The following is a 17,091-nucleotide window of genomic DNA, read 5'->3' on the forward strand; positions in this document are numbered from 1 at the left end:
AAGTTTGTGTTTTCTTGTTTGCGGCTCTGCGCCTTTGCGTGAAATAATTGCTCGCAAAGGCGCAGAGCCGCAAAGTTTCTGGATAATATAGATGTAGAATAATGCCTGTCTGTTATAAACTTCCTCATGGCTATTTAGCTATAAGGCATAAAAAAAACCCTGCTAAAAGCAGGGTTATTTTTTTTACTGTGTGCTAATTATTGTTTAGCAGGAGCAGCAGCTTCAGCTTTAGCTTCTTCAACTTTAGCTTCTTCAGCAACTTTAGTGCTATCAACAGTAGCTTCAGCGTTTACTTCAGCGTTTTCAACAGCTTGAGTAGCCTCAACTTCTGTAGCTTCAACAGCAGCCTCTTCAGCTGGTTTTTCAGTTTCTTTGCAAGAAACAAATGCCATAGTAGCAACTAATGCTAAGCTTAATACAACTTTTTTCATCTTACTAAATTATAAAGGTTAATTATTAATTCGGAGCAAAGATATAAATTTTTTAATATCTTAAAATATTTATTGAACTTTTTTTTAAAGATTTTTTTTAAAAATAAATTCCTTGAATTACAAGGCTTTAAATGGGATCTTTGTCATTCAATGCTTGTTAAAAACCCTGATTGAAGTTCCGATTCGTCAAATTTTCAAATTTGCCGTCCTATTTTTTGTCAATCTTTAAAAAAACAGGACGTAAATTATCAATTATTTCTTTCCTCCAACGACTTTCATTTCGTTGATTAGGTGTTTTGCGCCGGCAAATTTGTCAATAATAAAAAGCACATACCTCATATCAACCATAATGTTTCTGCAAATTGCAGGGTCATAGTAAATATCACTCATTGTTCCTTCCCATACACGGTCAAAGTTTAATCCGATAAGATTTCCTTTAGCATCTATAGCAGGGCTTCCTGAATTTCCTCCAGTAGTGTGGTTAGTTCCAATAAAACAAACCGGCATCTTCCCGTTTTTGCCATATTGTCCGTAATCTTTTTTATTATAAAGGTCAATCAGTTTGGCAGGTACGTCAAATTCATAATCGCCGGGAATATATTTTTCCATTACACCATCAAGATAGGTAGTATGGTTATAGGTAACTGCATCGCTTGGGGAATAGCCTTTTACTTTTCCATAGGTTACTCTTAAGGTGCTGTTAGCATCCGGGAAAATTCTTGCTTCTTTAGGGCTTAACTCTAAAATACCTTTCATGTAGGTTCTTTGTAATGCCGCAATCCTAAGATTGATTTCGTCATATTTTGGAGCCACCTCTTTTAGGTAAACATCTGCCATCGATTTTACAAACTGATAACCTTTGTCTGCATTAATCTTAGCCAGAATGCTTTTTGTATCGCCGCTCAATAATTCTTTCAGGCCTTTGTATGTTGTCAGTTTTGATTGGTCGTAAATTTTGTCGGTCAGTTTTTTATAATCTGAATTTTTCATGCTGGCCGGCAAAAACTGCTTTGGTACTTTGGTAGCATACAATTCGATTAACTGTTCAAAAACTTTTTCGTCTACAGTAGCGTTGAAATCTTTATAAGTTTCTTCCAAAGCTTTGATGGTTGCTTCTTTTCTGTCTTTAAAGGATTGTTCACCTCTGTTATTGTATATCTGTTCCAATTGGTAAAGACGGTAGCCTATAGTTAACATTTCCGTATTTCTTAAAACGACCTCAGTAAAATAGTCTCTGCTTAAAGCATACGGAGCAATTTCTTTATAATTCTTTTCAAAGTCTGTAAACAGATTCCCATATTCAGCCTGTTTTCCGGCTTTGTTTACTTTTTCAAGAAAGTCTTTTTCAAATTTCTTTTTTGCTTCAATGGCATTTGATTTTTTCAAGCCCTGGGTTTCGCCAATCCATTTTTTCCAATAGTTGGCAATGCTGGCATATTTGGAAGCGTATTGGATTTTGATTGCCTTGTCTTTTCTCATGAAGCCATCGGCTACTTTTAAGGCTTTGTCTCTGATTTCAATTTTAGCAGGATTTAATTCGTTTACAATCTGTTCTACAGCAACAGATGGAAGATATTCCGTGGTTCTGCCCGGATATCCGAACACAAGTGTAAAATCATTTTCTTCTACACCTTTTATAGAAACCGGAAGATAGTGTTTCGGGGTATAAGGCACATTGTCTTTTGAATAGGCCGCCGGACGATTGTTTTTGTCTGCATAAATTCTGAACAAAGAGAAATCTCCTGTGTGTCTTGGCCATACCCAGTTGTCTGTATCGGAACCGAATTTTCCGATAGATGATGGCGGAGCACCAACCAAACGTACGTCTTTGTAGCTTTCAACTACAAAAAGGATGTATTGGTTTCCTTCATAAAAAGTACGGATACGGTTTTCCTGCCAGGCTTCCTTTGGAGAAGACTTTGTCAGGGAGGCGATGTTTTCCTGAATTTTTTTCTGTTTATCAGCTTCTGAAGAAATAGCTGCAACTCCATCTAAAATTTTGGCAGTTACGTCCTCAATTTTTACGATAAAGGTCACCTCAAGGTCTGGATTTGGAAGTTCTTCTTCCAGACTCATGGCCCAAAAGCCATCTGTCAAATAATCATGGTCTACAGTGGAGTGGGATTGGATTTCGCCAAAACCACAGTGGTGGTTGGTAAGAAGTAATCCTTTTGGAGAGATAACTTCGGAAGTACAGCCACCGTTAAATTGAGGTACTGCATCTTTAAGGCTCGATTTGTTTACGTCATAAATGTCTGAAGCCGACATTTTCATTCCCAGATTTTTCATTTCTGTTTCATTCATCCCTTTTAAAAGGGATGGAATCCACATTCCGCCTTGCTGCGAATAGGCAGGAAGAACCAGTAAAAGGACAATAAGTCTTAAAAATTTCATAGGTAAAAATTGAAGTTTAGAGGTCGCAATTTACAATTTTTTGCTCCAAAACCGAACTATTTAACGGTTTCTGAAATTTTTAAGTGTTATTAGGAAGCTATTTTAGCGTCAGTTTCATCAGACTTCGGTTATGGACTACAAAATCTTTGGAGAGGTATAATTTTTGGGCAATCTCGTTGTGATTCTCTATTTCGAGGTAGATGATTTTAAGTGACAGAGAAAGGGCTTCCTGATGGATGAAGTCCAATGCCTTTTTGCCTATCCCTTTGCCACGTGCTTTATCCGAAATGTATAATTCATCCAAAAAAGCGATAGTTCCTTTGTATTCAAAGCTAAAAACAAATGTCAGTATTATATAGCCTACTATTTCTTCATCGGAATAAATCAGCCAGGCTTTTCCCAGGTGCGGATTTTCTATGAATTCCAAAAATAAGGCTTTGGAAATAGCAATATCAATGGGGTAATTGTCGATGCTGTAAAATTCCTGCATCATGGGTACGATGATATCAATGTCTGAAGTTTGTATAGGTCTGAAAGTTGTCATGTTTTTTTGGATTGTAGTTTTATAAATTCTTCAGGATTATTTCTGTGGCGTTTTTATTCATCTGGACAAAAGTGCTGGCAATATGCCCTTTTTCAGAACGTTCGTCTTCGTTTTGGATTAAGAAGGAAAGGGTTTCTTCTAATTCTTTTTTGCTTTTTACCGAAATGCAGCCGCCCATTCCTACTAAGGCAACAGCTTCTGAAAATTTAACGTAATTTGGTCCGATAATGATGGGTATGCCAAAAGTGGCGGGCTCTAAAATATTATGTAAACCGGAGGTTCCAAAACCGCCTCCTACATAAGCAATGTCCGCATAACTGTAGATTTTTGTCAGGATGCCAATTGTGTCTATGATAAAAACATCATAATCTGCCAGGGTTTTATTCTTTAGTTCAGAAAACAGTATAGTCTTTTTTGAAATGCTGTTTTTCAGTTCGCTAATCTGTTCGGGTTTTACATTATGAGGAGCGATGATAAATTTGACGCCAAAAGGATTGGTGTTTATAAAATTAACCAATTGGATTTCGTCTTTTGGCCAGGTACTTCCACAAACGACAGTCAGTTTGCCGTCTTTGAATTTTTCTACAAAATCTAAAGAGTTGTCTCTGTTCAGGATTTTTAATACCCGGTCAAAACGAGTGTCGCCACTTATTTTTACATTTTGGAAACCAATTTGTTGTAATAATAATTTGGAACTTTCATTTTGTACAAAAAACATTTTGAAAGCGGTCAGGGCTTTTCTGTAAAAACCGCCATACCATTTAAAGAAAATCTGGTCTTTTCTGAAAATACCGGAGAAGAGATAGGTTGGAATGTTCTGTTCCTTTAATTCCTTTAAATAATTCGGCCAGTATTCATATTTGATAAAAAATGTCATTTCAGGATGTACCAGCCTTAGAAATTCAGCAGCATTTTTTTTCGTGTCCAACGGAAGGTATACGATTACATCTGCTGCAGTTGAGTTTTTCCTGACTTCATATCCTGAAGGCGAAAAAAAGGTCAGTACGATTTTATGTTCCGGATACAGGCTGCGGATTTTTTCCATAACAGGAAGTCCCTGCTCAAATTCGCCAAGCGAAGCCGAATGAAACCAGATGGTTTTGTCTGTTGCCTGGATTTTGTTGCCTAAAGTCCTGAAAACATTTTTTCTGCCGTTTACAAAAAGCTTCATTTTCGGATTGAAAAATGCGATTGCCTTCAGGGCATATCCCGCGATGATTACCAACAGATTATAAAGAAAAAACATACGCCTGATTTTGAATTGCTAAAATACGCTAGTTTCGAGAAATTTCATTGGTCGTCCGTCATTTTATTAGTAGTTTTGCTTGTTTTAAATTTAATTTAGATGAAAAAAATCCAAATGGTTGACCTTAAAGGTCAATATGAAAATATAAAGGAAACAGTAAACAATTCTATTCAGGAAGTTCTCGATACCAATACCTATATTAACGGACCTGAAGTTCACAAATTCCAAAAAAATCTTGAAGAATATCTGGGAGCAAAACACGTGATTCCATGTGCTAATGGAACTGATGCTTTGCAGATTGCCATGATGGCGCTGGATTTAAAACCAGGCGATGAGGTTATCACGGCAGATTTTACTTTTGCGGCAACAGTAGAAGTAATTGCCCTTTTGCAACTGACTCCGGTTTTGGTAGATGTTGAAATAGATACTTTTAATATTTCTGTCGAGGCGATAAAAAAAGCAATTACGCCAAAAACCAAAGCCATTGTTCCGGTTCACCTTTTTGGACAGGCAGCCAATATGGAGGGCATCATGCAGTTGGCCAAAGAGCATAATTTGTATGTGATTGAAGATAATGCTCAGGCAATTGGAGCAAACTACAAATATTTTGATGGCAAAAAAGAAAAAGTAGGTGTGATAGGTCATGTGGCTTCAACTTCCTTTTTCCCTTCCAAAAATTTAGGATGTTATGGTGACGGTGGAGCTATTTTTACCAATGATGACGATTTGGCTCACAAGCTGCGAGGCATAGTAAACCACGGTATGTATGTGCGCTACCACCACGATGTTGTTGGGGTAAATTCCCGTTTGGATAGCATACAGGCAGCGGTTTTAAATGCAAAACTTCCGCTTTTGGATGAATATAATGCGGCAAGACAGCTTGCTGCCCAGAAATACAGCCAGGCTTTGGCAAATCATGACAAAATAGTTACACCTTATATTGCAGGTGAAAGAGATTCGCATGTTTTCCACCAATATACTTTAAGAATATTGAATGCAGACCGAAATGCTTTAATGCAGCATTTATTGGATAAGGGTATTCCATGTGCCATCTACTACCCAATTCCGTTGCACAGCCAGAAAGCCTATCTTGACCCACGCTATACGGAAGAAGATTTCCCGATTACAAACCAATTGGTACAGGAAGTAATTTCATTGCCAATGCATACAGAACTGGACGACGAGCAGATTAAGTTTATCACAGATTCTATTTTGGAATTCCTGGCATAGTATAAGAATTTTACAAAAACGGCAAGACCTTTTTAATTTTTCCATTGTCTATCAAAATAGTAAATAAATTGAAAAAAATATTAGTAACAGGAGGTTTAGGTTTCATTGGCTCGCATACTGTTGTCGAATTGCAGAACGAAGGTTTTGAAGTCGTAATTATTGATAATCTTTCAAATGCAGAAGAAAAGGTTCTGCATGGAATTGAGGCGATTACCGGCCAAAAACCGATTTTTGAAAATCTTGATTTGAGAGAAAAAGAAGCTGTAAGGGCCTTTTTTAAAAAATACAATGATATTGCGGGCGTTATTCATTTTGCGGCTTCAAAAGCGGTGGGTGAAAGTGTGGAAAATCCACTATTATATTATGAAAATAATATTAACGCTTTGGTTTATATATTGCAGGAATTGCAGTCAAAGCCGGGAGCCGATTTTATTTTTAGTTCTTCCTGTACGGTATATGGTCAGGCAGAAAAAATGCCAATAACAGAAGATGCGTCTATTCAACTGGCGGCTTCTCCATATGGAAATACAAAACAGATAGGTGAGGAAATAATCCGGGATGTAGCAAAAGTGTCCAATATTAATGCGATTCTTTTGCGTTATTTCAACCCGATTGGAGCACATCCTTCGGCTGAAATAGGAGAACTTCCTATTGGAGTGCCACAAAATCTGGTGCCTTTTATTACTCAGACAGGTATAGGAATGAGGAAGGAACTTTCGGTTTTTGGTTCAGATTATCCTACACCTGATGGAACATGTATCCGTGACTATATTCATGTTGTTGACCTAGCTAAAGCCCATGTTGTTGCCCTTAAACGATTGATTGACAAAAAAAATGAGACTGCAGTTGAGGTTTTTAATGTAGGAACCGGAAAAGGGAGTAGTGTTTTAGAGGTTATTCGTTCTTTTGAAAAAGTCAGCGGACAAAAATTGCCTTATAAATTGGTTGAAAGACGTGATGGTGATGTAATAGAAGCTTATGCAGATACCCAAAAAGCAAATTCTGTGTTGGGTTGGAAAGCACAATCGACATTGGACGAAGCTATCGAAAGTGCCTGGAAATGGGAAAAGAAAATCAGAAGCTAAATAATAAAAAATCCCGCATTTAAATGCGGGATTTTTTTATGCTGTATAATAGGATTAAGCAGAGAAAGTAGCTGCTTCTTTGTCAATTTTGTTAACCAATCCAATCAGTACTTTTCCAGGTCCTACTTCTGTAAAAGAAGTGGCACCATCTTTAATCATTTGCTGTACAGACTGTGTCCATTTTACAGGAGCTGTCAATTGTGTGATAAGATTCTTCTTAATCTCAATTGGGTCAGAAACTGCGCTTGCAGGCACATTTTGGTATACCGGACATATAGGTTGGGAAAAAACAGTATTTTCGATAGCAGCAGCCAATTCTTCTCTGGCAGGTTCCATCATTGGAGAGTGGAAAGCACCACCAACCGGAAGAATCAGGGCACGTTTTGCTCCGGCAGCTTTCATGGCTTCACAAGCTTTTTCAACAGCTGTTGTTTCACCTGAAATTACCAACTGTCCCGGACAGTTATAGTTAGCAGCCACTACAATGCCGTCAATAGAAGCACAAACTTCCTCAACAATCTGGTCTTCTAAACCTAAAACTGCTGCCATGGTAGAAGGAGTAATTTCGCAGGCTTTTTGCATGGCCATGGCTCTTTGTGAAACCAATTTTAGTCCGTCTTCGAATGATAGGGTGCCATTGGCAACCAGGGCAGAAAATTCGCCTAAAGAGTGACCGGCTACCATTTCCGGTTTGAAATCATTGCCTAATGTTTTGGCAAGGATAACAGAGTGGAGGAAAACGGCAGGTTGCGTTACTTTGGTTTCTTTCAGCTGTTCAGCTGTTCCTTCAAACATAATATCTGTGATTCGAAAGCCTAAAATAGCATTGGCTCTTTCGAATAATTCTTTTGCTAGTTCTGATTGTTCGTATAGGTCTTTTCCCATTCCTGTGAATTGGGCTCCCTGACCTGGAAATACGTATGCCTTCATTTGTTCTCGGTTTTGTTTATTGTCGCAAAAATACTATTTATTCTTAATATCGTATTGATTTATCTTAATGTCGAAATATTGGGTATCATACATCGGAGTCATAGAAAAAAAGAATTTTTTTCGTGCCGCAGCTTCGGTAGGCAGGGTGACGCTATGCAGGTCTTTTTCCAAAATTTTCCAAATCATTTCGGTACAGAAAAATTTTGTATCATCGTCAAAATCTCCTTTGTGGTCAAACGGAATATGCATGGCAAGATATTTTTGAGCCAGTTGTGAAATTTGCGCTCCCATTTTTTTGTCGCAATTTTTGGCACGTGTTACGATGATTTTGTTGGGGAAAGAATATTTAAGGAACTCTTTAAGCGGTTGTAGCTGTAATCCGTCAACGTCTGTCACATCTGAGGATAAAGAATGTACGACATAGAGTGAGTCATTTCTCTTTATGATAATGCCCGCATGTGTTACGTCAATAGGGCCTGAATTGAGCTCTTTGGAAATATAATCGCTAAAAAAGCCAAAGCCTCTGCGGAGTATAAAATCGCCTTCCTCGATTTTTGAAAGTTCATCTTCCGAAAGTCGGGTTATGGCTTCATTTTTTAGGATGGCCTTCTGTTCTGCTTTTTTATCAAAATAAAAGAAAAGTTTGTAGGCAATAATTCCTAAAACAAAAAGCATTGCCGTATAAAAGATAAATTTCTTCATTAGGCAATGCTTTTTTTAATGTTAGGGTTTGTTAGATTATTCTGCTGTTTCTGTTGAATCAGCAGGAACAACTGGTTCATCAGCAGGGGCTGCCAAAGAATCAGTAGCTTCCATATCAGCACCTGGAGCTTTAGCTCCTTCTTTGTTAGCGTTTTCTTTGTCGATAGTTACTTTCCATTTTCCGTCAACTTTCACAAGGTTAAGAGTTTGCTCAGCAGCAGCTTCTGCTTTTCCTCCAACAGTTTTGTATTTTACTGTAGCCTTATCGTCTTTAACTTCAGAAGAAATAATTTCAACTTTTGCGTCGTTCTTTTTTAGCTCGTCTTTTTTAGCGCCAGCCATAGATTCCATCATTCCGATTAATGAAGCTGTTTGCTCATCACAATATTCTTTTGCTTCCTTAAACTCTCCTTTGTTGACGTGGTTTAAGAATTTCTCTGCTACCGCCTCAGGATTGCTGTCGTTAGAACATGAAACAAAAAAAGTGAAGGATAAAAATCCTAAGATTAAGAATGCTTTGCCAGCAATGCTTCTGAAAGTGTTTGTCTTCATAAATTGTTTTGTTAGATTTATGTAAAAGTAAAATTTTTTCAGATATAACAAATAAAGAGAGTATAAAATGTTTCTGTATAAACTAAAAACCGGCCTTAATGGAAGGCCGGTTTAGAAAAAGGGATTAAACTACAGTACAAAATACGAATTTTTAACAGGTTGTATATGATGGAGTTCAACTTCGGGTTTTTTGGTCGGAGTTTCAAATTCGTCACGAAATTCATTTACCATCTGAACCAGGTTCTTTTCGATTGTACTTGAAATAGCAGTCATTGGCGTATCTGTTGGTCGGTTCTCAAACGGATCCTGCAGATGGATAGCCATCTTTTCAATCAGGAAAAATGCCGCACCAATGGTTGTTACCAACGGTATCTGTAGCCAGCCTAATAAATCCGTAAGCCCAAAAGGCAAAAGAATAATAAAAAGGCACAACGTGAAACGGATGTACATGCTATAGGTTGTCGGGAAAATTGTATTTTTGATTCTTTCACACTTTCCCATAGAATCACATAATCTTGTCAGCGTATTGTCAATTTCTACTTGCTGGTAAGTGTTTATTTTTCCTTGTTCGTTAGCTTTTTTCAGGTCTTTGGAATGCAACAGTAATATTGCATTAGGAACGTGCTTGTGCTTTTTAATATATTTGAAATCTTCGTCACTTAAAATTTGCTTTACTGCTTTTAAAGGGTCTTTTCCTCGCAATGACTGGCTAAGGCTGTAACACCAGGCAGCCTGTCTTTTTGCAAAATTTTCTTTGAAATCATTAGCTTCCACAGAAAAATCCGGGTCCTTATAGAAAGCAATAACCTGTCTGATTAATGTTCTGGAGTCGTTTACGATAGCACCCCAAATGATTCGTGCTTCCCACCAGCGGTCATAGGCCTGGTTGGATTTAAATGCAAGCAGAAGCGATATGATGGTTCCGATAATTGTTGGGATTGCAATTGGAATGTTTATAGCGTTTGTCCCGTAATAATAAAGGAAAATTTCAAAGGAGATAACGTATAGGATGACTAAGAAAAGCTCGATTTTGATTTTTCCCAGTACATATTTCATTGGTATTTTCTTTTTTAGTAGCATATAAATATGTTTTGTTTTTTAATAATTTTTCCATGGCTTCCGTATTTAGACAATTTCCTCATATAAGGACAATACAGGCAATCCGAAGCTTTCATTAATGCTGAAATTTTTATTTTTCAGCTTGATTTTTTTAGGTTTTCTTGTTTCTATTAAAACATTGATGTTGTTTTTTGTAATGGCCTCTGTGAGTAAAGGTTGAATCTCTTCGGGCTTTTGGTCATTAAAAATGGTAGCCTGGCTTACAATTCTGAAATCAAAATGATTTTGAACAAGTTCCTGCAGGTCTTCTACATGCAGTTTTGATTTTGTCTGTTCCAAATACAGGGCTTTGCTCAAATCCTGTTCCTCGAAGTTTGGACTCAGGTGGAGTATCGGGCATTTGCAATTGGCAAGAATCTGCAGGAATTGATTGTGAATTCTTCTTTCGGTGTTTTTATAAGAAGGAGTCAGTATTGTCAATTCAATGTTAAGATGCTCCATCAGGTTTTTCATTACCGGAGCAGAAATTCCGTATTGATTGTGGATTTTTAGAGAGCAGTTTTGTGAAGTGGCAACCAGTTCGCGGCAACTATGCAAAATGCTTTTTTGCGAAACACTCATGTCGCTTTTAATGTTTCTTAAAAATGCGGCAGAGGAGTAAGTGTCCGGAATCTCACTAACCAAAGCTAAGTATATGGTACAGCTTTTTCCTTTTGACTGTTGGATGGCAACTTTAATGGCATTAATAGTGTCCTTTTCTAATGTTGATGGTATTAATAGATTTTTCATATGTATATCGGTTTTGATTATACATACAAAATAAGTGGGGCGAAATTAGAACGGACTTAGATTAAAATTAGAATTTCCTAAGATTTCAGATTAGAATTTCTAATGTTGGTTTTGTGGAAGGTAATGTTTACAACGGTACCTTTTCCGGTTTCAGATTGGATATGCAGCTCTCCGTTGTGCATCCGGATGATTTTCATTGCCAGAGGCAGGCCTAAACCATAACCGTTATATTTGGATGCAATTTTTCCGCGGAAGAAAGGCTCATACAGATAAGGAATATCTTCAGGCGGAATACCAATTCCTATATCGGTAATCGCAATTTTAATTTTGGACTTGTCGGCAGAAAGCGTCACAAAAACCTCGTCATTGTCTGAATATTTTACGCCGTTTGAAATAATATTATTCAGTGCCAGTTCCAGCAATGGCCTATTGCAGGGAATAGTCAGCAACGATTCGTCTTCCGGAATGGCGTTCAGCTTGATGTTGACACGGTTGTCCGGAAATAAAGTGTCGATTGAAGCTTTTGCTTCCAAAAGGAGCTCGTCGATTCTGGCAATATCCAAAACCTGCTTGGTTCCGTCATATCCGGTTTGGGTCAATTTCAGCAGACTTTCGGTTAGGTTCCCCAGTTTTGTAGCCTGGCGGTTTATATTTTCTAATGAACCTACATATTCTTCAACTTCTCTTTCTTTTAAGAGCATGATTTCGGTTTCTGCTATAATTGTGGTGATTGGTGTTTTTAATTCATGTGATGCATTGTTGATAAAGTTGGCCTGTATTTCGAAAGAAGTTTCCAGACGGTCCAACATATCATTAAAGGTTTTTGCAAGGTCGGAAATCTCGTCATTTCCTTCTGCGTCTGCTAATCTGTTGTGAAGATTGGAAGCGCTGATTCTTTTAACTTCTTTGGTAATCCTTGCCATTGGGTCAATAACCCGTCGTGCCAGAAGTCTTCCGAAAAAGAAAGCCAAAACCAAAAATCCGGCTCCTCCCAACACTAAAATCTGTATCATATAGATAGCGCTGGTATATCCTCTTCGGTCTTTAGCCGTAACGATTACCATATATTTTTGTCCGGATTCCTTAAAAATCTGACCGTAATAATAGCTGTAATTTTCTTCAATCCAGCTGGAGCCGGTTTTCATTACATTGGCATAAAATTCCGGAGGAAGGTGCAGGTCTGTATTATATTCAAAAGTATTTTCTCCGTTTACTTTTAGTACGAAGTCTTTTTCTTCTACCAGCTCTTCAAGTCCTTCTTTTTTGAATTCCTGAAAATAGCGCGTCTTGCGGAGGTCGTTTTGATAATAGATTGAAGAAGCAATTTTTGCCCTGTCCTGAAGCCTTTTCAAAAAATAATATTCATTATTCTGCTTGAACAGAAAAAAAACCACAACGCTCAAAAGCAAGGTGCTAAAGCAGGAGAGCGCAATATAAGTGGCGGTAATTTTTTTTCGTATCTGCATCAGGATTGTGATTTTATAACATATCCAAGACCCTTGATGGTGTGGATTAATTTATTTTGGTAAGGTTTGTCTATTTTGTTTCTTAGATAATTGATGTAAACATCAACGACATTCGTATTCATGTCAAAATTAATGTCCCATACATTATCCAGAATCTTTTCGCGGGAAAGGATGATTTCCGTATTTTTTGCCAGATAATATAATAATTTGAATTCTTTGGCTGTGAGTTGTATTATTTCACCATTGCGTTTGACGGTTTTTGAACGTGAATCGATTTCCAAATCATCTATCTGAATTTTATCATTAGGCTTATGGTCCTGGTTTGACCTTCTTGCCAAAGCACCTATGCGGGCTTCCAGTTCTGAAAATTTGAAAGGTTTGGCCAGGTAATCATCAGCGCCGGCGTTCAATCCGGTAACAATGTTTTCTGTGGTTCCCAACGCGGTTAATAAGAGAATAGGCACAAAATTTTTAGAAGCCCTAAGCCGTCTGCAAATCTCTATTCCGTTAATATCCGGCAGCATAATATCCATGACAATCACATCAAAATTATGATTCTGTATCATTTCCAGAGCAGTAGTGCCGTCAAGAGCAACACTGACTTCATTGTTTTTTTCGGAAAGTCCTTTCCGGATAATCGACAAAAGATTAGGCTCGTCTTCAACAATGAGTAGCTTCATAGAATAGGGGTTTGGTGCTCAAAAACAAAAGTAGAGATTGAAATGTTAAAATTTTGTAAAACGTAAAATTCAATCGTTGTTTTTGCGAAAATTATAAGAAAACGGAGTTATATAATCAAGTATGTCGAATTATGACTGATTATTTTGATAAAAGCTTAAAGCTCCTGAAGGGCATTTTTTCACTGTTTCGATAATTTTATCACTTGATGAACCTTCAATATTAATCCAGGGTCTCATTTTAGGCTGAAATACCTGCGGGTTGTTTTTAACGCAATTGGCTGAATGGATGCATTTTTCAGCTTGCCAAACCACAGTTACCTCTCCATTTGAATATTCTTTCTTGTCTTCCATGACGTTTTTTTAAGTGTTTGCATTCAGCGTATCATAAAGGTAAAAAATCTTTACAAATCTGCTTCATAAGTAATGTAACATTTTTAATGTTCACCGACTCATTAAGCAAACCAAATAAAACACTACCATGAAAAAAACTATTCTGATTTTTATCCTGCTTTTAATCGGATTTTTTTTATTTTACAACATATTGCCCGTAATTAATTATGGCTTTGTGGGTTTGCCACTGCTATTGTTATTTCTGATATTTCTGGCGATTATAATTTTTTCAAAAGTTGAAGTAACAGCTAAAGCAAGGAAATTGAATGTTTTTTCACGAACGAACAAAATACTGTTTTTCTTGTCTTTTGGACTTATGTTGTATTTGTTGGTTGTGCCTCTGTTAACTTCACTCCCGATGTTTAGAAGTAGCGCTTATCAAAAATTAATAGGTAAGGTTGAAAACGGCGATGACCTTAAAAATCATATAGCACCTATTTCTTTGGACAAGATTAGGGTTGTTGATGAAGAGCTTGCCATGCTTTTGGGTGAAAAGATTATCGGTTCTCAGCCATCATTAGGTTCTCAGGCAGAAATAGGGGAGTTTACTATACAAAAGGTAAATGACGAATTGTATTGGGTGGCACCTTTGCTGCACACCGGATTTTTCAAATGGTATAACAATTCAGAAGGTACGCCGGGTTATGTAATGGTTTCTGCGACTAATGAAAGAGATGTGAAGCTGATTCAGAATGTTAACGGAAAACCGCTTAAAATTAAATACCAGCCATCGGCTTATTTTGGTTCAAGAATTGACAGGCATGTTTATTTCAACGGATATGCTACAACCGGATTGGAAGATTTTAATTTTGAAATTGATGATGCCGGAAATCCGTATTGGATTGTTACCAAATACAAAAAAACGATAGGTTTTGCCGGAAACGATGCTACCGGTGTTTTAACGGTTGATGCGCAGACCGGAGAAATAAAAGAATATAATATTGACAATACGCCTTTATGGGTTGACCGAATCCAGCCGATAAGTTTTGTTGAAGAGCAGCTTAATGATTGGGGCGAATATGTTCATGGCTATTGGAACTTTTCGAATGAAAATAAGTTGCAGACTACAGAAGGACTGACTTTGGTTTATGGAGAGAACCATAAATCGTATTGGTATACCGGCTTGTCGTCTGTTGGTAAAGAAGAATCAACCGTAGGATTTGTATTGGTAGATACACGAACCAAAGAAACAACCTATTATAAGCAAAGCGGTGCAACAGAATATGCGGCACAGAGTTCGGCCGAAGGGAAGGTACAGGAAAAGGGATATCATGCTTCATTGCCCATTCCGTATGTAATTAATAATATCCCGACATATGTCATGACGCTTAAGGATGATGGAGGTCTGGTAAAAATGTTTGCGATGGTTTCCATAAGTGATTATACTATTGTAGGCGTAGGAAATACAATGCGTGAAACCTTGATGGCCTACAAAAACGTTTATAACATGGCAGACAATGGTATAAATCCAGAAAGCATAACCAGTAAGAAAAGTATAAAATCGGTAGTGACAAGAATCAGCAGCGATGTCAAGAACGGAAACAGTTTTTATTATTTTACGGTAAAAGATTATCCTAATATTTTTGTTGGGTCATCTCAATTGTCAAATGAATTGCCGGTAACGGTTGTGGGCGATTCCATTGCAATTTCTTTTGATGTTGATTTAGAAGAAGTGATTGATGTTTCGAGTTTTGAAAACAAGAACATCGGAAAGAAAAAATAAAAAGAAAAGCGCCTGATTTTGGCGCTTTTTTAATGCAGGGATTAAACAATTAGTGGGCGTGTTAGGTAAAAAAAAAAGAAATAATTTTTTCAGTCACAGATTAAATGATTTTCCAGATTCTAATATTTGGGGAAGTTTGTGCTGAATAAAAGAAATCACAACAATTTTACTTTCTATATTTCTTCTTCATATCATTAGCGGCTCTGTGTCTTTGCGTGAAAATAATCTCTCGCAAAGGCACAGAGCCACTAAGTATGCATGAAATTTATAAATTATTTTTTCTCAGGAAGCAATTTGAATGAAGTTGCTACAAAACGATTGTTTTTGACTTCTCCGGTAACTTCTGCTTTTCTGATTTTAGAGCAAAAACCGTCACTTGCATGTGCATCTCCATGGTCATCGATTCCGCTGCCGTCTACAAAATAAGGTTTTCCGTCTATACGAACGGCCAGGTCACAACCGTGTCCTTTCATCCCAAACTGGCATTGTCCGCAGGAGGCTTCCACTATTTGGGATTTTGGAGCTGTCTTTTTTGGATTGGCTTGTTTAGCGCCGGAGTTTTGCGCGCTTACAGTAAAAGATAAGAACAGGAAAGCGATAGCGATGATGTTTTTCATGAGTGTATTATTTTACAGTTACTAATTGGGCAGCATTTTTAGCCCTTTCGATTACTTCTTCTATTGGAGTGTCAAGAGAATCATTAGTCAGGGCTACCGCCATTCTACGATAGGGTCTTGTGGTTGGTTTGCCAAAAATCCTAAAATCGGTTTTGGCAAGTCCGGCAATTTTTTCGATACCTTCATAAGTTGGGTTCGAAGAATTTTCGGAAGCGAGAATTACGGCACTTGCACCTGCTTTTTCCAATTTTATTTCAAAAATAGGCAGGCTTAATATAGCTCTCAGATGCAACTCAAATTCGTTGAAATTTTGTGTTCCCGCCAACGTTACCATTCCTGTGTCGTGCGGTCTTGGAGATAATTCGGAGAAATATACGCCATCGTCTGCCAGGAAAAATTCTACCCCAAAAAGACCGGCTCCTCCTAAAGCTTCGGTTACTTTTTCGGCCATATCCTGCGCTTCAAACAGGTCTTTGTCTGAAATACGGGCTGGCTGCCAGCTTTCCTGATAGTCGCCACGTTCCTGTCTATGTCCGATTGGAGCGCAGAAAAGTGTTGGATTGTTATTTTGAGTAATGGTGAGTAGTGTGATTTCAGAATTGAATTTTACAAAAGCCTCCACTATAACTTCTACAACATCACCTCTGGAGCCCTCAACTGCATAGTTCCATGCCTTTTCAATGTCTTCAGGAGATTTGATGGTGGATTGGCCTTTTCCTGAAGATGACATCAAAGGTTTTACTACGCAAGGAATTCCAATTTCTTCAACGGCTTTGTGCAGTTGTTCGGAAGAAGTGGCATATCGGTAATTTGCAGTCTTTAGGCCCAGTTCCTTGGCTGCCAAATCGCGTATGGCTTTTCGGTTCATTGTGAAGTTGGCTGCCTTTGCAGAAGGAACTACGGTATATCCTTGCTTTTCATAATCATAAAAGCGTTCTGTGCGGATGGCTTCTATTTCAGGCACTATAAAATCTGGCTGGTGTTTGGCTACAATCCGGTCTAATGCTTCTCCGTCAAGCATATTGATAACTTCAAATCCATGAGCAACCTGCATGGCAGGGGCATTTTCATAGCTGTCAACAGCAATTACGGTTTGTCCGATGCGTTGTGCTGCGATTGTAAATTCTTTTCCTAATTCTCCGGAACCGAGTAGTAGTATTTTTGACATTTAGTATCGTTTTTGATAACCCTTTCAGGGTTCAAAGCCCTGAAAGGGTTGTGGATAAATATAAAATAAAAAGCCCCAAGTTTCC

At 37.7% G+C, this 17,091-nt stretch carries 17 protein-coding genes; 3 read left to right on the forward strand and 14 right to left on the reverse strand.

The window, feature by feature from the left end:
- Nucleotides 1-197: 197 nt before the first annotated feature.
- From B0G92_RS05050 to B0G92_RS05065, 4 genes are all read right to left on the reverse strand, one after another.
- On the reverse strand, nt 198-431 hold the full coding sequence (locus tag B0G92_RS05050; RefSeq protein WP_101471300.1) for a hypothetical protein: 234 nt from the start codon (nt 429-431) through the stop codon (nt 198-200).
- Between the two features lie 252 nt (nt 432-683).
- The gene (locus B0G92_RS05055) at nt 684-2,825 is read right to left on the reverse strand and encodes a S46 family peptidase (RefSeq protein ID WP_101471301.1); all 2,142 of its coding nucleotides are present in this window, start codon (nt 2,823-2,825) and stop codon (nt 684-686) included.
- Between the two features lie 97 nt (nt 2,826-2,922).
- Nucleotides 2,923-3,369, reverse strand: coding sequence for a GNAT family N-acetyltransferase (locus tag B0G92_RS05060; protein WP_245867704.1), 447 nt, complete (start codon nt 3,367-3,369; stop codon nt 2,923-2,925).
- Between the two features lie 19 nt (nt 3,370-3,388).
- Nucleotides 3,389-4,615 (reverse strand): 3-deoxy-D-manno-octulosonic acid transferase, encoded by a 1,227-nt coding sequence (locus B0G92_RS05065; protein ID WP_101471302.1) that lies wholly within the window; start codon nt 4,613-4,615, stop codon nt 3,389-3,391.
- A 99-nt stretch (nt 4,616-4,714) separates the two neighbouring features.
- Here B0G92_RS05065 and B0G92_RS05070 point away from each other — a divergent pair, with 99 nt between their 5' ends.
- Nucleotides 4,715-5,845 (forward strand): DegT/DnrJ/EryC1/StrS family aminotransferase, encoded by a 1,131-nt coding sequence (locus B0G92_RS05070; RefSeq protein ID WP_101471303.1) that lies wholly within the window; start codon nt 4,715-4,717, stop codon nt 5,843-5,845.
- A gap of 68 nt (nt 5,846-5,913) precedes the next feature.
- Nucleotides 5,914-6,930, forward strand: coding sequence for a UDP-glucose 4-epimerase GalE (gene galE / locus B0G92_RS05075; RefSeq protein ID WP_101472030.1), 1,017 nt, complete (start codon nt 5,914-5,916; stop codon nt 6,928-6,930).
- Between the two features lie 54 nt (nt 6,931-6,984).
- Here the strand turns inward: galE and fabD are convergent, their stop codons facing one another.
- From fabD to B0G92_RS05115, 8 genes are all read right to left on the reverse strand, one after another.
- Nucleotides 6,985-7,860, reverse strand: a complete 876-nt coding sequence (gene fabD, locus B0G92_RS05080) for an ACP S-malonyltransferase (protein ID WP_101471304.1) — start codon at nt 7,858-7,860, stop codon at nt 6,985-6,987.
- A 33-nt stretch (nt 7,861-7,893) separates the two neighbouring features.
- The gene (locus B0G92_RS05085) at nt 7,894-8,562 is read right to left on the reverse strand and encodes a YiiX/YebB-like N1pC/P60 family cysteine hydrolase (RefSeq protein WP_101471305.1); all 669 of its coding nucleotides are present in this window, start codon (nt 8,560-8,562) and stop codon (nt 7,894-7,896) included.
- Nucleotides 8,563-8,598: 36 nt separating this feature from the next.
- A complete protein-coding gene (locus B0G92_RS05090; protein ID WP_101471306.1) occupies nt 8,599-9,114 on the reverse strand; it encodes a DUF4878 domain-containing protein in 516 nt (171 codons plus the stop codon).
- A 129-nt stretch (nt 9,115-9,243) separates the two neighbouring features.
- Complete coding sequence (locus B0G92_RS05095) at nt 9,244-10,170, reverse strand: bestrophin family protein (protein ID WP_245867706.1); 927 nt, start codon at nt 10,168-10,170, stop codon at nt 9,244-9,246.
- 69 nt (nt 10,171-10,239) lie between these two features.
- Complete coding sequence (locus tag B0G92_RS05100) at nt 10,240-10,962, reverse strand: hypothetical protein (RefSeq protein ID WP_101471308.1); 723 nt, start codon at nt 10,960-10,962, stop codon at nt 10,240-10,242.
- Nucleotides 10,963-11,039: 77 nt separating this feature from the next.
- The gene (locus tag B0G92_RS05105; protein ID WP_101471309.1) at nt 11,040-12,428 is read right to left on the reverse strand and encodes a HAMP domain-containing sensor histidine kinase; all 1,389 of its coding nucleotides are present in this window, start codon (nt 12,426-12,428) and stop codon (nt 11,040-11,042) included.
- Nucleotides 12,428-13,108, reverse strand: a complete 681-nt coding sequence (locus tag B0G92_RS05110; RefSeq protein ID WP_056068221.1) for a response regulator transcription factor — start codon at nt 13,106-13,108, stop codon at nt 12,428-12,430. The genes B0G92_RS05105 and B0G92_RS05110 overlap by 1 nt, the downstream gene beginning before the upstream one ends.
- Nucleotides 13,109-13,237: 129 nt before the next feature.
- Complete coding sequence (locus tag B0G92_RS05115; RefSeq protein WP_056068468.1) at nt 13,238-13,459, reverse strand: (4Fe-4S)-binding protein; 222 nt, start codon at nt 13,457-13,459, stop codon at nt 13,238-13,240.
- A 127-nt stretch (nt 13,460-13,586) separates the two neighbouring features.
- Between B0G92_RS05115 and B0G92_RS05120 the strand changes: the two genes are divergently transcribed.
- Nucleotides 13,587-15,221: a hypothetical protein gene (locus B0G92_RS05120; protein ID WP_101471310.1), complete on the forward strand. Its 1,635-nt coding sequence runs from the start codon at nt 13,587-13,589 to the stop codon at nt 15,219-15,221.
- Nucleotides 15,222-15,493: 272 nt separating this feature from the next.
- Here the strand turns inward: B0G92_RS05120 and B0G92_RS05125 are convergent, their stop codons facing one another.
- Nucleotides 15,494-15,838: a DUF6370 family protein gene (locus tag B0G92_RS05125; RefSeq protein ID WP_101471311.1), complete on the reverse strand. Its 345-nt coding sequence runs from the start codon at nt 15,836-15,838 to the stop codon at nt 15,494-15,496.
- A gap of 7 nt (nt 15,839-15,845) precedes the next feature.
- Nucleotides 15,846-17,006 carry a formate-dependent phosphoribosylglycinamide formyltransferase gene (gene purT / locus B0G92_RS05130; protein ID WP_101471312.1) on the reverse strand — a complete coding sequence of 387 codons (1,161 nt, stop codon included), beginning with the start codon at nt 17,004-17,006 and terminating at the stop codon, nt 15,846-15,848.
- Nucleotides 17,007-17,091 lie beyond the last annotated feature (85 nt).

The organism is Flavobacterium lindanitolerans (genome assembly GCF_002846575.1).
Lineage (GTDB): Bacteria > Bacteroidota > Bacteroidia > Flavobacteriales > Flavobacteriaceae > Flavobacterium > Flavobacterium lindanitolerans.

What these genes read in the sequence shown, in the direction of transcription:
- B0G92_RS05050 (WP_101471300.1), bottom strand. Translation starts at nt 431, where the DNA reads ATGAAAAAAGTTGTATTAAGCTTAGCATTAGTTGCTACTATGGCATTT.
- B0G92_RS05055 (WP_101471301.1), bottom strand. Translation starts at nt 2,825, where the DNA reads ATGAAATTTTTAAGACTTATTGTCCTTTTACTGGTTCTTCCTGCCTAT.
- B0G92_RS05060 (WP_245867704.1), bottom strand. Translation starts at nt 3,369, where the DNA reads ATGACAACTTTCAGACCTATACAAACTTCAGACATTGATATCATCGTA.
- B0G92_RS05065 (WP_101471302.1), bottom strand. Translation starts at nt 4,615, where the DNA reads ATGTTTTTTCTTTATAATCTGTTGGTAATCATCGCGGGATATGCCCTG.
- B0G92_RS05070 (WP_101471303.1), top strand. Translation starts at nt 4,715, where the DNA reads ATGAAAAAAATCCAAATGGTTGACCTTAAAGGTCAATATGAAAATATA.
- fabD (WP_101471304.1), bottom strand. Translation starts at nt 7,860, where the DNA reads ATGAAGGCATACGTATTTCCAGGTCAGGGAGCCCAATTCACAGGAATG.
- B0G92_RS05085 (WP_101471305.1), bottom strand. Translation starts at nt 8,562, where the DNA reads ATGAAGAAATTTATCTTTTATACGGCAATGCTTTTTGTTTTAGGAATT.
- B0G92_RS05090 (WP_101471306.1), bottom strand. Translation starts at nt 9,114, where the DNA reads ATGAAGACAAACACTTTCAGAAGCATTGCTGGCAAAGCATTCTTAATC.
- B0G92_RS05095 (WP_245867706.1), bottom strand. Translation starts at nt 10,170, where the DNA reads ATGAAATATGTACTGGGAAAAATCAAAATCGAGCTTTTCTTAGTCATC.
- B0G92_RS05100 (WP_101471308.1), bottom strand. Translation starts at nt 10,962, where the DNA reads ATGAAAAATCTATTAATACCATCAACATTAGAAAAGGACACTATTAAT.
- B0G92_RS05105 (WP_101471309.1), bottom strand. Translation starts at nt 12,428, where the DNA reads ATGCAGATACGAAAAAAAATTACCGCCACTTATATTGCGCTCTCCTGC.
- B0G92_RS05110 (WP_056068221.1), bottom strand. Translation starts at nt 13,108, where the DNA reads ATGAAGCTACTCATTGTTGAAGACGAGCCTAATCTTTTGTCGATTATC.
- B0G92_RS05115 (WP_056068468.1), bottom strand. Translation starts at nt 13,459, where the DNA reads ATGGAAGACAAGAAAGAATATTCAAATGGAGAGGTAACTGTGGTTTGG.
- B0G92_RS05120 (WP_101471310.1), top strand. Translation starts at nt 13,587, where the DNA reads ATGAAAAAAACTATTCTGATTTTTATCCTGCTTTTAATCGGATTTTTT.
- B0G92_RS05125 (WP_101471311.1), bottom strand. Translation starts at nt 15,838, where the DNA reads ATGAAAAACATCATCGCTATCGCTTTCCTGTTCTTATCTTTTACTGTA.
- purT (WP_101471312.1), bottom strand. Translation starts at nt 17,006, where the DNA reads ATGTCAAAAATACTACTACTCGGTTCCGGAGAATTAGGAAAAGAATTT.